We start from the raw sequence: 13,391 nt of genomic DNA on the forward strand, positions 1-13,391 counted from the left end.
CACAGTCCGGCGCCCCCGACGCGCCTGCCCGTCCCCGTCGACCGGCGGCGGTACGGTCCAGGTTCAGGCGAGCCCCGTGAGGAGGGAACCGGTGGTCAGAGTCGAACCGCAGACCGTCGACCTGGAACGCTGGCCTGCCCTGGCCCCGCCCGCCGGTGTCGGGGGGAGTCCAGCCGGTCTCGTCGCCCAGTCGTTGCGCCGCGCCGGACGTGATCTCGGCATACGCATCGACTACCCGGACTCGTCGGCCGCAGGTGATTACGACGCGGACGTGCGGGTGGTCTTGAGGGACCCTGACCACTTCTGGGCGCGACTGGCCGCCGCCGGAGTCGTGGGGCTCGGCGAGTCCTTCATGGCGGGCGAGTGGGCGACCGCGGAGCTCGGCGCGGCTATCGCCGCTCTCGCGCCGTGGATCGCCGACAATCCGGACTGTGCCGACCCGGGGGAGCGCGCGTTCGGTCGCGACGGGCGGGGGCACTCCGGAGCCGGGAGGCGCCGCGATCGAGCGCAGCAGGTACCGCTGGAGGACTCGGTCCCGGGTGCGCTCACGTCGCTGTACACCGATGAGACCATGTCGACCTCCGGCGCGGTCTTCGCCTCAGGCGCTCGGACACGAACCCGTCTCGATGACGGGTCAGATGTCGTCCACCTCGAGGCCCCGGCCTCCCCGCCGCGACGCAATGACCTCGGCGACGCCCAGCGACGATCCGCGGACATGCTCCTGACCCTCGCGGCGGTGGGTGAGGGGGCCCGGGTGCTCGTCGCGACACCCGGCTGGGGTGAATTGCCGATGCGTGCGGCCGAGCGAGGTGCGCACGTGCGGACCATGACGGGGTCCACGGAGAGACTCGCTGCGCTGGGATCGCGGTTCGCGGCCGCGGGCCTGGAGGACAGCGTCTCCCTCTTCCTGGGGGAGCCGTCGGAGGCCGGAGGCGCCCTCGACGCGGTGGTGGCGACCGACCCCGGGGTCGAATCCGGATTGGCCGGCATCGGCGGGGTCGTCGGCGTGGCGGAGCGCCTTCTGGAACCGGGCGGCCGGATGGCATTCCAGGCGTTGGTGTGCCCGGGGCGGCCTGAACGCGCCCACGTGGAACTCGCGGCGTGGGGATCGAAGTACGTGGCCGAAGCGGGGCCGGCGCCGTCGTGGTCGGACCTCGTCGAGGTGATCGCCCGTTCGTCCCGGCTGCGGTTGCGCGGACGGATCGAGATGACCGCGCATCACGCGGAAACGGTCCGTCTCTGGTCGGAGTCGTTCGCGCTCAGAGGAAGAGATGCCGCGGCGCTCGGCTTCGACGCGGTCTATCGTCGGATGTGGGCGTTCCACCTGGCCGCGATGGAGGCGGGGATGCGCCACGGCTGGGTGGAGTCCGTCCAGGTGTTGGCGGACGTCCCCGACACCGTCGTCTAGCCCATGAGGCAGCCGGGGCAATAGGCTCTGCCCATGAGCAATATTCTCACCCCGGTCGCGATCTGGTTGGGGCGGCAGGACGCGACCCGAGAGAACTCCTCTCTCGTGGTGACGGTCGACACCTGGATGTCCCGCGTTTCCGGGGGGCGCCTGCCCCTACTGCGGGTCGCCGGACTCCCTACTCTCACTCTCCACGTGCCGGGCCGTAGGAGTGGCGCGATGCGCAGCACACCGCTTCTGTGCGCGTCGTGGAACAACGGGTTGATCATCATCGGCTCCAACTGGGGTGGAGAGAAGACCCCGGCATGGGTCTACAACCTCCGCGCGGCGGCCGACGGGCTCGTCGAGATGAGCGTCTACGGGGCCCGGCTGCCCGTGGACGTCCGCGAACTCTCGGACGCTGATCGGGACTCGGCGTGGGCCGCGGCGGTCCGGGTGTGGCCGAACTACGAGCACTACGCCGCGCGCACGACCCGACTACTGCCGATCTTCCATCTCACGCCGCGGTTGTGAGTTGAGCCGGTCCGCCCGTAGCCGGTGCCGCCAACCGCGGTCAGCAGGGACCGGCTTGAGGGTCTCAACGTCGCCGGGCGACCATGTTCATCGCGGTCGCGGTGAGAATCGGCTCCGCGTCCTGGTTGACCAGCGTGACGTCCGTGGTGAGGATCCCGCGGTCCGGCTTGGTCCGAGACGGACGCACTCCCGTGGTCTCGCAGATGAGGGTGAGCCGGTCGCCCGGGCGCAGGGGCCGGACCCATCGGAGCTCGTCCACGCCGGGTGAGGCCAGGCTGGCCACGCTGGTGAGGTAGTTGTCCGCGAACAGCCGCATCATCAGCGCGGCGGTCTGCCACCCGCTGGCGATGAGCCCGCCGAACGGGCCGCCCGCCGCGGCTTCCGGGTCGGTGTGGATGCTCTGGGGGTCGTACCTGTGGGCGAACGCCACGATCTCGTCGGCGTCCACCGATTCCTCGCCGAAGCGGTAGCGGCCCCCCTCGGTGTAGTCCTCGAGGTACCTGTCGTCGATCGGTGCGGTGAACTCGTCGAAGGTCTCGTCGTTCATGTCTTCTCCTCGCGTAGCGCGTGTAGGGTTTGAGTTAATCACGATTCACCGACTGGAGGGCGGGGATGGCCTACTTCGAACGACTCGGTGCGGCCCGGTTCCGCCCGACCGAGCACGTCAGCGGCGCGTGGGACGAGTCGACCCAGCACATCGGCCCCGCCCTGGGGCTGCTCGTCCACGCGGTTGAGTCGGACTTCACCGCCCGTCGCGACGATCCCATGGTCATCTCCCGTCTGTCCTACGAACTCCTGGGGGTAGTCCCCATGGACGCGGTCGACGTGGCGGTCGAGGTGATCCGGCCGGGACGGACAATCGAACTGGTCGAGGCCACCTACTCGCACGACGGTCGTACCGGCATCCGGATGCGGGCGTGGCTGCAGCAGCCCCGCGATACCGCCGCTATCGCCGGGGACGGCTTCGACCCCATTCCGCCCCCGGATCAGATGGAGCCCTGGGATCCCACCACGGTCTGGCGGGGCGGATACCTCGCGTCAGCTCAGGTCCGCCGCATCTCCGACGGCCCGGGGCGGTCGCGCTACTGGGTGCGCACCGACGTGCCGCTGCTGGCGGGCGAGGAGGTCAGCGCGACCGCGCGGATGGCTGCGCTGTTCGACATCGCCAACGGTATGGCGATCCGCGCGGACCCGACCGCTGTGCACTACCCGAACATCGACCTGTCGGCGCACCTGGTCCGCCCGCCGCAGGGGGAGTGGCTGGGTTACGACACCCGGGTCACCTTCGGTCCCGGTGGCCTGGGGCTGACCGCGAGCGTGATCCACGACGAGTCCGGCCCGCTCGGCACCATCGCGCAGTCACTCACCGTTCGGCCGTGATCGGCCGCCTCCTCTACAGCTGACGTAGATAACAGCGCATCCCGGACCCGGACTCCGGGTCGACGTCGGAGAACCCGTGTCGGGCGTAGAACCTGCGAGCGTCGATGTCGTCGGAGTCGACGTTGATGTGCAGCTCCTCACCTCCCCGGATCCGGACCTCGGCGAGGACCCGGTCGAGTATCGCGCTCCCGACGCCGGCCGATCGGTGTGCCGGACGGACGTAGAGGTCCTCGAGTTGGGCCAATGGCCCGTCCCAGTAGGGCGTGGGCCTGAAGGTGAGGAGTGCGAAGCTGATGTCCTCGGGGTCGCCCGCGCAGCCGTCGCCGTGCGCGGACGTCGTGGAGGAACGACCGGCGACGACGACGAGGACGTCCTTCCGCCGCAGCAGGGCATCGAATCGACGTTCCCCCTCCGCCGGGGTCGGTGAGGGGCAGTCGAACTCTGTGTTGAACTCGTGGAGCAGCAGCGCGATCCCGGCCGCGTCTGCCGGGGACGCGATCCTGATCTCGGCCGTTGTGGCCCCGCCCCCGGCTGCTCTGGTGGCGCCGCTGACCGGCGATCTCTCGAGGAGACGCCTGAGACGGCCGAGATCAGCGGCCACCATCGCGCAGTCGCGTTCGAAATCCTCGTCGTCGTCGTCTTCGAGTTGTCGGATCGAGAACACGACCTCGGCGCCGGCCGGGTGGGGGAGGACGCGCATCGGGTTGTGGACGCGCGTCCCGTCGGGCAGCGTCACCTCATGGTCGAGGACACCCAGCGGGTTGCGATCGACGAAACGCACGCGGACGCGTCCCATCGGGGACTCGACCACGAACTCGTCGTCGTGGATCGTCGCCTCGCCGGTCGCCAGGCCCGCAGCCCATTCCGGTAGGCGGGTCGGGTCCCCGGCGAGGCCATAGACCTCATCGACGGGGCGGTGGACGACGACACTGAGGTGGCGGCTCCGCATGGCCTGCAGATCCTACGGCCACAACGCGGGTGGGGGCACCGTTGGACGATGTCGCGGACTCACGCCGACACGGCCACGACCGCGCCCAGGAGGGCCGTCGCGCATACGACGGCGGTGGCCAGCATCCGGGTCGCCGCACCGGGAAGGCGTGATCGGCCGGCCATGACCACGCCCACCGCCAACGCGACGCGCGGTGGCGAGACGATGATGGCATACGACCCCGCGACGTTCTGACCAGCGAGGGCGGTGAGGGGATCTGCCCCCAGGCTCGCGGCCGCGCCGGTCGTGGCGGCGGAGAACATCGCGGCCGCGCCGGTGTTGGACCCGGTGAGGTACCCGCCGAGAGCGCCGATCGCCGGGATCAGGCCCACGAAGACGTCGCCCGCGCCGGTCGCCAGGGACGCGAGGTGGCCGGCCATCCCGGTCGCGGCCATCACCACTCCGATCAGCATGAACACCACCGCGTTGCCGGCGACGGTCGCCCACGTCCGCAGCGCCTCGCGGACCAACGGGACGACGGCAGGTCGAGGAACACCCGACGTGCTGATCGCGATCAGCGCCGCGACGTTGATCCACACCGCGGGACCGGCGATCCACTCGAGCCCCGGCGGGGAGCCGGCCAACCCGATCACCGCGCTCGTGCCGAGGATGCCGGTGAGCAGGACGAGATAGGGGACCACGGCCCGCACGAGGGCACGATCGACCGCCGGGAGCGCGCCGTGACGGGCCCGCGAGATACCGAGAAGAAGCACGGTGACCGCGAGAGAGGCGATGATCCCTGCGGGCGGTGCCCCGACGAACAGATTGGCACCGACCAGCGCGATCCACTGGGTGAGGATGACCGCCGCGGCCAGACCAACCAGCCACACGGCGGGGCGGCGGCCGAGCACCACGAGGACGCCGATCATGCTCACGACGAGCACCGGCAGGGTCAGCAGTGCTGACCGGTAGCCCAGCTCCGCGAAGCCCTGCCCACCGAGTTCGGCGGCCACCAGGGTGCCCGGGGCAAGTGAGCCCCACGGGACGAGGACCAGTCCGAGCAGGCCGGTGACGACCGCCTTGACCGGTCCGAGCCCCATACGGACGAGCAGCGGTGCGGTGATCACCACGCCCAGTCCGAAGCCGGTGACGGACTCCATGAACGGTGTCAGTCCGAAGACCAGCAGAAGGATCGTCACGATCCGGTCGGGCCCTGGCTCGACGCTTTCCAGCCATCCGGCGATGCGTTCCTGCGCTCCGGCCCGCGACATGACCACGGAGAGCACGACGCCGCCGAGCAGGATGAGGGCGACCTCCAGGACGGTCGGTCCCATCTGGCCGAAGGATATGGAGATCTGGTCGGCGGTCGGGCGGAACACCGCGACGGCGGCCAGGACCGTGCCGCCGAGTCCGGCCGCCCCGGCGACGAGGGAGGGCACCCGGAGGGCCAACAGCGCCAACACCAGGGCAATGGGGGCGAGTGCGGCCGCGGAATCGAAGTGCTGACTCACCGCGGCCACCCGGGTCGGTGGTCGGCCCCGGCGTCCGAGGGCGGTGGGAACGTGCGGCCGGCCGGGCCGACTATCGGCCCGACCGACCTGTCAGTGCCGGTCAGCGGTTGACGAGCTTGAAGAAGGTGCTGCCCTCGCCGTCGGACTTGTGGTCCTGGTAGAGCAGCGCGAGATTCTGGGACTCGAACTTGTCGAACCACTCGGCCCAGCTGATCTGCTCAAGCGACTCGTCACCGGCCCCGCCGGGGAAGTCGAACCGCAGGACACCGGGGTCATCCCCGCCCCCGGTGTCCCGGACGCAGGCGGGCTTGCCGTTGTTGCGTTCGACCCAGTTGCGGATCTCGTCGTGGTCCGTCGTGGTGGTCGACTCTGACGCCATGGCCTGGAAACTCCTTCGGGTTGAGACCTACCGTAGTCCGTGGATCAGGGTGTGGGCATGCCGCCGTTGACGTGCAACGTCTCGCCGATCACGTAGCTCGACTCCGGCGAGGCGAGGAAGACATACGCCGGTGCGAGCTCGGTCGGCTGGCCCGCACGGCCCATGGGGGAGACCTGGTCGAACTTCGGCAGATCCTCCTTCTCCTGTCCGTCCGACACCTGTAGTGGGGTCCAGATGGGTCCGGGCGCGACCGCGTTGACCCGGATGCCCTTGGTCGCGAGCTGCTGGGCCAGCCCCTTGGTGAAGTTGTTGATGGCCGCCTTGGTGGACGCGTAGTCGAGCAGGTTGGGTGCCGGCTGATAGGCCTCGATCGAGGTCGTGTTGATGATCGTGGAACCGGGTGTCAGGTGCGCGAGCGCCGCCTTGGTGATCCGAAACATCGCCAGGATGTTGACCGTGTACGTATCGGTCAGTTGCTCGTCGGGCAACTCCTCAAGGCTTGGCGCGACGACCTGTTTGCCGGCGTTGTTGACGAGGATGTCCAGACCGCCGAGACCGTCGACGGCGTCGCTGACGACCGAGGAGCACAGCGCCTTATCGGTCAGGTCGCCCGGCAGGAGCACGGCCTTGCGGCCCTCTCGTTCGATGATCTCGCGGATCCTGTCCGCGTCGGCTTGTTCGTCGGGGAGGTAGTTGAGTGCCACGTCCGCGCCCTCGCGGGCGAAGGCGATGGCGACTGCCGCTCCGATACCCGAGTCTCCGCCGGTGATGAGCGCTTTACGTCCGGTGAGTCGTCCGGTTCCGCGGTAGGAGGACTCGCCGTGATCGGCCTTCGGCTCCAGTTCGGCATCCAGTCCGGGCTCCGGCTGGTGCTGGATCGGCGGTTCCACCGTCGGATAACGCGTGACGGGGTTCTGGAACGTCAGTTGATCACTGTCGGCTGCGGTGTTCGTTCGCGTCATCGCTGCTCCTCTCGGTGCTTCTACCAAACCGACCCTACGGTGGTTCGATCCCGTTGCAACTGGTCGAGCAGCACTACGCTGAACGGGCGCCCGGGGGTCATATTGGACGGATCGCGCGATCCCGGTGGTCGTTCACCGGCCCGTGTGGCTGCCGAAGTATGCAGGGGAGAGGAAGAGGCTATGACACTCATCCGCAGGGAACACCGCGACGACGTCGTTGCCATCAGGGATGTCACCGCGGCGGCGTTTCGCGCTGCCGAACACAGCGCGCCGCCGGTCGAGCCGGGCGGGCCGCCGGGTGAGGTGAACCTCATCGACCGACTGCGCGAGGACGGGGGCTGGATCCCGGAACTGTCACTGGTGGCGGAGACGGCGGGGCGCGTCGTGGGCCATGTGGTCGGGTCGAGGGCGTTCGTCGGTGACGTGCCCGCGATCGGTCTGGGGCCGCTGAGTGTCGAGCCGGAACTGCAACGGTCCGGAATCGGTGCTGCGCTCGTGCACGCGGTCCTTGGCGCGGCGGATGCGCTCGGCGAGCCGCTGGTCGGGTTGCTCGGCGATCCGGCCTACTACGGGCGTTTCGGCTTCGCGCCGGCCGTCGCCTTCGGCGTCGAGTCGCCGGACCCGGCTTGGGGCGACTATTTCCAGGTTCGTGCCCTCACCACCTACCGCGGCCACTCCGGGCTGTTCCGCTACGCGGCGCCGTTCGACGCGGTCTGAACGAGTCGCGGCCCTGGTGACGCCGGTTGGTGCGGTGTCATACTGGCGCCATGCCACTTCACGGGGAGTACGAGCCGAGTCCGAGCGCGTGGGCCGCTGATCAGGCCGAACTGATCGAGACGTCCGGCGGTACCGAGGGCACCAGCCTCCAGGGGCGGCCCGTTGTTCTTCTGACCACCAGGGGGGCCAAGAGCGGCAAGCTCCGCAAGAGCCCGCTGATGCGCGTCGAGCACGACGGCCAGTATGCGATCGTCGCGTCCATGGGTGGAGCGCCCAATCACCCGGTCTGGTACTTCAACGTCAAAGCAGAGCCACACGTCGAGCTCCAGGACGGCCCCGTGAGGCAGGACATGCGTGCCCGCGAGGTGACAGGGGAGGAGAAGGCCCGCTGGTGGGAGCGGGCGGTGAAGGCGTTCCCCGACTACGCGGACTACCAGGCCAAGACCGATCGTGAGATCCCGGTGTTTGTGCTCTCGCCGATGTGACACTCAGAGAGCCCCGGCTCCGTCGGTGGATCAACCGCATCGCACAGTACCGGGGAAGGCCTGCGCTCGCCCATGAACTCGGCGCCCGGCCGAGGGCGACTGAACGCGCGGCGTCCACAGCGAGCATGTCAAACCTCAGTGGGCTGGTCGACCAGACGCGGTCTGAGCCGGGCAGGCGAGGGGTCGACGCCTCGCCGAAGCTCGGCAGTGAGCTCGTCGGCGTAGGAGATGAGTCCGGTCGCATCGATTCCGTGAGGTGCGGGGCCATCGCTGTGTCGGATGCGCTCGGCCGCGCGTTCGAGCAGCGTCAATGCGCCCTTGGCGTTGCCGCGCTGAATGTGGGTGATGCCGACGGCCAGTTGGGCCAGACCCTGCCAGAGCAAGCGTTCGTCGTCGGGGCAGCTTTTCCAGGCGCCTTCGAGTACTTCGTGCGCATTGAAGGCGAGGCCCCGGTCCAACAGGTCCTGCGCCCACACCAACGATTCGGCGGGCGTCAGATCGAGATCCTCGGGGATACGCTCGACCCCGACGCTTCCTGGCGGTAGCGGGCGGCCGAGCTCGTCGCGGGGACGTGAGTTACGTGCGCGACCGTCGGCGTCACGATCGCGCTCGATTCCACCCGGGGTCAGCATGCCCACATCGTCCCATCCATGACTGGCCGCTTGCCACTTCCGAATTTTCTGACCGAGCGCAGTGATCTCCTGACGACGTGATCCGCCGCTGACGCTGGGCGAGTCAACCCGTTGCCCTCAGAGGCAACGGCCTTACATCGTGTTGACGACCAGCCCGATATGCGAATAGAAATTGAGGGCGGCGAAGAGTAACCAGATGGTGCCCGTAACGGCCCAGCACCAGCCGATAATGCTGGTCACGACGCCGCCATCGAGGCCTCGAGCGAGGCGCCCGGTGGCAAAGGGTGTGAGGAGTGCACCGACACCGATTGCCGTGTAGAGCGCCGATATGAAAATCGCCTCGATAATCGCCCACTCACCGAAGAACCCGGAGATCGGTTCCTGCGGGGGTGCCGCGAACAGCTGATAGACCACGCCGGCGAGGGCGATTGCGAACATTGCCAATCCGAGCCCCACCACGAAAATCGTCATCGGTCGTGAGTCTCTCGCCACCTCACGTGCTGTGACACCGACTTCCCGCTTAGACCAGAGATACACAGCCGCAGCCAGCAGGAGCACGCCCAAAGCGAGACTGGGCTCGCCGAAGATGATGTTGTCGAACGCAAACCCGCCGGCGGCGAGAGGCCAGGTGAGCGTCATGTGCAGACCCGTGACGGTGAGGATCAGGCCGAGTACACCGAAGTTGAGGGACCAGCCGGTAACGCTGACCTCTGCGGGGTCTGCATGCAATGCCCGGAAGAAGAAGACCAGTCCCACAAGGGCTGCGCCGACGGCTAGCGCCATAACCGTGTTGTACGTCGGCATCGTCGTCCAGTCGATCATGCCGGGTGTTTCGACACCCCGGAAGAAATCGCCTATCGAATCCTGGGTTTCCATGAGATTCCTTTCGTCAACCGAGGTTCTGCGGCAGTCGCTGTGAGAGACGATACGACGGGGTGCCGACTCGCGCGAAGGGTTGGGGCGAGGACCAGCCGCGGGCGGAGCGCATCCGGCGCCGTCTCGCGGCCGCCGCCGGGAGGGGCGGGCTGGGTTTACTTTACATAATGTAGATTATCGGCACTCGGGGCGAGTGTCTGACCTGGAGCTACGCGGGTCGCGTTCCCGCGCTCCGAATGGCCCGGCTCACCGCGTCCAAGGCCATCAGCCGGACCGTGTCGACGTCCGCCGGTACCTCGCCAGTTGCCGCAGCGATGAATGCGTCACCGTCGTACCGCGTGTGCGGCGGCGTGAGCGCGCGTGACAGTCCGTCGTGCGCACCCTGCGCCATGACGTAGCACGCGGTCTTGTCGAGCCGGGCGTTCGTCACCACCGCGCCGATGGTCGTGTGGGTTCGCTCGCTGCCGAAGTCGAATGGTGGAGCCAGGTCGGCTACGGCCGACAGGTCGACCTCGGCTTCGCCGCCGTGGTCGATGTCCCCGAACGCGTTGACCGCGCACCATGCACCCACCACGGCTTCTCCGAGAACGGTCTCCGCATACCGGAGCCCGCCCGGGCGGGCCGCGTCGCGGCCACGCCACCAGGACGTCATCGCGCCGGTACCTGCGCCGATCTGGCCGACTTCGAACTCCGGACCCGAGGCCGCCCGGGCGGCCGTTAACGCGTTGTCCGCGGTCGGCCGCACGGAGGCATCTCCGATTCCGAGGTCGAACAACGCCAGTGTCGGAACGATGGGCACGCGGCCGCCGGGCGTCGGCACGCCGCGGCCGGCGGCCTCGAGGAATCGCATCACCCCGTCGGCTGCGGCCAGTCCGAATGCCGATCCGCCCGTGAGTACGACCGCGTCGGTTGAGCTCACGGCCTTGTCCGGAGCCAGCGCGTCGAGGTCCCGGGTGGCCGGCGCGCCGCCTCGGACCTCGCGGGACGCGACTGTCCCTTCGGGAAGGATCAGCACGGTGCACCCGGTTCGGGCGGCGTGGTCCGACCAATGTCCGACCGAGACGCCCCGCAGTCCGGTGCTCTGAAGTATGGCGCTGTCGGAATGGCTCACGGCGCTACGGTATCCGGCTGTCGGGTTCGGTGATGGCGAATTGCCCACGGTTCCCCGGGTTGTAACGTCTCGTCTCTGGGGTCGTACTCGAAACGTCACTGTGACGGTTTGGCAGGCTGGCGGAGGATGGTGCGGAGGCGATCCGGTGGTGTCTTCCGCGGGTCGGACAGATAGATCTCGTGATGACGTCCGGCGGCGACCATGCCGTGTCCCGGCAGGACCTCGTCGTGTATCCGCGCGATGGTCGGGCCCTCGGCGTCGTAGGGGCCCACATGGAGCGTCTGGATCGCCGGCCCCTCAACGAGGGTCGCGTACCGTACGAGATCCTTGACACCCGGGATCTTCTTCGTACCCACCGTGTCCAACGCAGACGCTGCCACATCCGGGGTGATCCACTCGGGCTGCCAGATCATCATGGTCCAGTACCATGCGCCTTTGTCCCGTGCGGTGAACACACTGAGATCGTCCGCGTACCAGAGGCCCTCGAGTGGTCCTACGGTGTGCACAAGTCCTAACCGGGACCGTGCTGCCGCCCGGATCGCATAGGCCGTTGTATACAAGGCCTCGACGGCACGGCGATAGTCGTCTGCGAGGTTCGGATCGCCGTGGCCGTCCGCCATGAGGAAACTCATCTCGGGTACGTCCACCACATCGAACCTGCCCGCTCGTCCGCTGTACAGGTCCCGACGGTCCTTCTTGACGTCGTAGTTCGCGGTGGGCCGACTCGAGGCCCCGGGGTCACCTGACATACACCGACCCTAGCGCTACCTCCGTATCACGAGCGTGGGCCAATCGCTGAGATCGCGAAGCAATTGCCGGTCGTGAGTGGCTACGGCGACGGCACACGACGCCGTCCTCAGGACGGCCGTGAGGGCGTCGACCAGGGAGAATGACAGATGATTGGTCGGCTCGTCGAGCATCAGCAGATCTGGTTTCTCCGCGAGGCACAGTGCCAGGTGGAGCCGCCGCTGCTGTCCCTGCGACATACGCGACACGGTGGTCCCCACCGTGTCGGAGCCGAGTAGTCCGGTGGTCACCAGGCCGGGCGCGGACGTCGCTCCGAGCCGGTCCACGTGGTCGCGATAGATCTCCGCCCCGGTCCGGTGCGGATCCCACCCCGGCACCTCCTGGCTGAGGAGCGACACCCGGGCGTCCGGGCGTCGATCCACTCGGCCCGAGTCGGGTTCGAACTCTCCGGCCAGCAGACCCAGCAGGGTGGATTTCCCCACGCCGTTCGGGCCGGTCAACAGTATTCGGTCGCCGGTATCGATCGACAGGGACACCGCGGCGGTGAGTCGGCCGGTGACCCGCGGCTCGAAGCAGGTGAGCACGGCACGCCCGGCGGGCACCGACCATTCCGGCCACAGGAACCGCGCGGGCGGCGGTGGCACGGTCACCCGGTGGCGATCCAGGGCCTCACGTCGCCGGTTGAACGCCTGCACGGCACCGGCGGCCCGTGTCGCCCTCTCGTGCCGACCGTGCCCCTTGGCGGGACGCCACGAATCATGGAGTCTCCCACGCGCGTCTTCTGCCGCACGACTGAGTCGGTCGTGCTCGTCCACCTGCGCCGCATGAATCTGTTCCCATCGCACTCTCTCTCGGCGTCGGCCTTCGATCCAGCCCTCGTAGCCGCCCCCATAGAGTCGCGGTACGCCATCCTGGCTAGGGTCCAGGTCCAGAAAGTGGGTCGCGACGTCGCGCAACAGGGCCCGGTCGTGGCTGGCCAGGGCGAGCGCGCCGAGGTGTTCCCGCAGTCGTTCCGTCAGGAACGCCAGTCCGGACGCGTCGAGGTGGTTGGTGGGCTCGTCCAGCAGGAGTATGTCGTGCCGGGCGCCGAGGACGCATGCCAGTCGCACCCGGTACCGCTGCCCCACCGACAGCGATGACAGCGGCCGTGCCCGATCCGTGCAGGCGGACAGTCCCTCCAGCGCCACGTCCACGCGGCGGTCGGCGCCCCATGCGTCCAGCAGTATGGCGCGGTCCAGCGCGGAGGTGTACGCGTCGTCGGCGCCGGGCCGTCCTTCGACCATCGCGGTGGTGGCACTGTCCAACGCCTGTAGAGCGTTGATGCTGTCGGCGATCTCCAGGTCCACTGCATCTCCGACGGTGCGGCCCTCCGAGATGTCGAGATGCTGTTCCACGGTGCCGACGCTCCCGCGGCGTGTGATGGTGCCGTCATCGGGGCGCCGGGTTCCCGCCAGAACCTCGAGCAGGGTGGTCTTGCCCCGCCCGTTCTCCCCCACCACCGCCAGTGCGGTGCCGGCGGACAGGGTCACGTCGACCCCGGTGAGGACGGGCCGGCCCCCCAGGGCCACTGAGGCGCCGGTCAGACGGATGTGGGCGTGGGGGCCCGCGGGAAGATGATTGTTCGGTGTGTCAGGCATGGTGCTCTCTGCAAAGTTCGTCGCGGAGCCGGACAGCACGAATGCGCCGCCCGGCCGGTGGGCCGTCGACGGCGTGCAGAGATCAGAGGTGAAGTGTGGGCCCTG

15 protein-coding genes are annotated in these 13,391 nt (G+C 68.6%); 5 read left to right on the plus strand and 10 right to left on the minus strand.

Going from position 1 to position 13,391, the window contains the following annotated elements:
* Positions 1-91: 91 nt before the first annotated feature.
* Together ACWIFB_RS10050 and ACWIFB_RS10055 are read left to right on the plus strand one after the other, a co-directional pair.
* Positions 92-1,408, plus strand: a complete 1,317-nt coding sequence (locus tag ACWIFB_RS10050) for a class I SAM-dependent methyltransferase (protein WP_454058158.1) — start codon at positions 92-94, stop codon at positions 1,406-1,408.
* 33 nt (positions 1,409-1,441) lie between these two features.
* The gene (locus ACWIFB_RS10055) at positions 1,442-1,921 is read left to right on the plus strand and encodes a nitroreductase family deazaflavin-dependent oxidoreductase (protein ID WP_452098806.1); all 480 of its coding nucleotides are present in this window, start codon (positions 1,442-1,444) and stop codon (positions 1,919-1,921) included.
* A 64-nt stretch (positions 1,922-1,985) separates the two neighbouring features.
* Here ACWIFB_RS10055 and ACWIFB_RS10060 read toward each other — a convergent pair whose 3' ends face one another.
* A complete protein-coding gene (locus ACWIFB_RS10060) occupies positions 1,986-2,468 on the minus strand; it encodes a MaoC family dehydratase (RefSeq protein WP_452098807.1) in 483 nt (160 codons plus the stop codon).
* Positions 2,469-2,533: 65 nt separating this feature from the next.
* Here ACWIFB_RS10060 and ACWIFB_RS10065 point away from each other — a divergent pair, with 65 nt between their 5' ends.
* Positions 2,534-3,301, plus strand: a complete 768-nt coding sequence (locus ACWIFB_RS10065) for a thioesterase family protein (RefSeq protein WP_452098808.1) — start codon at positions 2,534-2,536, stop codon at positions 3,299-3,301.
* 13 nt (positions 3,302-3,314) lie between these two features.
* Here ACWIFB_RS10065 and ACWIFB_RS10070 read toward each other — a convergent pair whose 3' ends face one another.
* The 4 genes from ACWIFB_RS10070 to ACWIFB_RS10085 all read right to left on the minus strand — a co-directional run bounded on the left by ACWIFB_RS10070 (position 3,315) and on the right by ACWIFB_RS10085 (position 7,081).
* On the minus strand, positions 3,315-3,806 hold the full coding sequence (locus tag ACWIFB_RS10070; protein ID WP_454058193.1) for a GNAT family N-acetyltransferase: 492 nt from the start codon (positions 3,804-3,806) through the stop codon (positions 3,315-3,317).
* Between the two features lie 503 nt (positions 3,807-4,309).
* On the minus strand, positions 4,310-5,740 hold the full coding sequence (locus tag ACWIFB_RS10075) for an L-lactate permease (RefSeq protein WP_452098809.1): 1,431 nt from the start codon (positions 5,738-5,740) through the stop codon (positions 4,310-4,312).
* A gap of 100 nt (positions 5,741-5,840) precedes the next feature.
* Positions 5,841-6,119: a hypothetical protein gene (locus ACWIFB_RS10080; RefSeq protein ID WP_452098810.1), complete on the minus strand. Its 279-nt coding sequence runs from the start codon at positions 6,117-6,119 to the stop codon at positions 5,841-5,843.
* 44 nt (positions 6,120-6,163) lie between these two features.
* Entirely contained in the window at positions 6,164-7,081 is a 918-nt protein-coding gene (locus ACWIFB_RS10085; protein WP_454058159.1) for an SDR family oxidoreductase, read from the minus strand.
* Between the two features lie 180 nt (positions 7,082-7,261).
* Here ACWIFB_RS10085 and ACWIFB_RS10090 point away from each other — a divergent pair, with 180 nt between their 5' ends.
* A complete protein-coding gene (locus ACWIFB_RS10090; RefSeq protein ID WP_452098812.1) occupies positions 7,262-7,798 on the plus strand; it encodes a GNAT family N-acetyltransferase in 537 nt (178 codons plus the stop codon).
* A 50-nt stretch (positions 7,799-7,848) separates the two neighbouring features.
* The gene (locus ACWIFB_RS10095) at positions 7,849-8,283 is read left to right on the plus strand and encodes a nitroreductase family deazaflavin-dependent oxidoreductase (RefSeq protein ID WP_454058160.1); all 435 of its coding nucleotides are present in this window, start codon (positions 7,849-7,851) and stop codon (positions 8,281-8,283) included.
* 128 nt (positions 8,284-8,411) lie between these two features.
* Here ACWIFB_RS10095 and ACWIFB_RS10100 read toward each other — a convergent pair whose 3' ends face one another.
* The 5 genes from ACWIFB_RS10100 to ACWIFB_RS10120 form a co-directional block, all read right to left on the minus strand.
* A complete protein-coding gene (locus ACWIFB_RS10100; protein WP_452098814.1) occupies positions 8,412-8,915 on the minus strand; it encodes a DUF309 domain-containing protein in 504 nt (167 codons plus the stop codon).
* Positions 8,916-9,047: 132 nt separating this feature from the next.
* Complete coding sequence (locus tag ACWIFB_RS10105; RefSeq protein ID WP_454058161.1) at positions 9,048-9,791, minus strand: DUF981 family protein; 744 nt, start codon at positions 9,789-9,791, stop codon at positions 9,048-9,050.
* 208 nt (positions 9,792-9,999) lie between these two features.
* The gene (locus tag ACWIFB_RS10110) at positions 10,000-10,902 is read right to left on the minus strand and encodes a P1 family peptidase (protein ID WP_452098816.1); all 903 of its coding nucleotides are present in this window, start codon (positions 10,900-10,902) and stop codon (positions 10,000-10,002) included.
* Positions 10,903-10,997: 95 nt separating this feature from the next.
* Positions 10,998-11,651 (minus strand): GyrI-like domain-containing protein, encoded by a 654-nt coding sequence (locus tag ACWIFB_RS10115; RefSeq protein WP_452098817.1) that lies wholly within the window; start codon positions 11,649-11,651, stop codon positions 10,998-11,000.
* Between the two features lie 15 nt (positions 11,652-11,666).
* Positions 11,667-13,286: an ABC-F family ATP-binding cassette domain-containing protein gene (locus ACWIFB_RS10120; RefSeq protein ID WP_454058162.1), complete on the minus strand. Its 1,620-nt coding sequence runs from the start codon at positions 13,284-13,286 to the stop codon at positions 11,667-11,669.
* Between the last annotated feature and the right edge of the window lie 105 nt (positions 13,287-13,391).

The organism is Dietzia sp. NPDC055340 (assembly GCF_053645335.1).